Below are 789 nucleotides of genomic sequence, written 5' to 3' on the forward strand. Positions count from 1 at the left end.
CCCGCGGGGCGATGAACGAGCTTTCAAAGGTCACTCCATAACGGCCAATGACCAACACCATCCCGCGAGTTCGCGGGCTACGGCCGTGTTCGCGGTCGTATGCTTTTTCTTGTGCGCTACCAGCACTTCCCAACGGTGGTGCAGGCGACGGTTGCCCGCGTCACCGCGGGCTGCTATTCGCGCGGGCACACGCTCCCAGCGGGCGCGTAATGCGACGCTGGGGGTGTAGGTGGACTTGTGGTGCCAAGCCGATTCGATCAGCAGCCTTCGGGCGTGCGTGTTCCCGGTCTTCGTGATTGCGCCCAGTGAACGGGTCTGGCCCGAGGAATGCTCCGAGGGCACCAATCCCAAGAAAGAAGCGATCGTGCGCCCGGTGAATCGATGCCAGTCCCCGATCTCTACCGCGAGCGCGAACGCGGTGAGCACAGACACCCCTCGGAGCGTAGCGAGCCGGTTGGTGACCTCGCTGAACTCGCTCGTGGCCGCTGACTCCAGAATCGACGCATCCAACCGGTCCTTACGTGCTACCACTTGTGTGACCGCGTCGTAGCCGGCATCAAACGCGGCCAGCGTGCCTGTCCCCGCCTCGGCAAAGAACTCTTTCCGTTGTCGTCGGAGCCACAAGTCGTGCGTCTTTGTCCACGCCGTCTTGCCCGTCGGATAGACGAGGCCATAACGCAGCAGTAGCTTGGAAAGGCGGTGGCGGGCTGCCATCAAATCTCGTCGGGCATCATCTCGGGCACGTACGAGGTCACGTGCCGCTTCTTCCGCCAGAGTGGGCACACGAAC

General features: G+C 63.1%; 1 protein-coding gene. It reads right to left on the minus strand.

The genetic code is table 11. From position 1 onward, the window contains the following. Positions 1 to 30 precede the first annotated feature (30 nt). Positions 31 to 789, minus strand: a 759-nt coding sequence (locus tag ACXR2T_RS15775; RefSeq protein ID WP_489945563.1) for a transposase, incomplete at its 5' end; no start/stop codon positions are given.

It is taken from the genome of Leucobacter faecis (genome assembly GCF_054456635.2).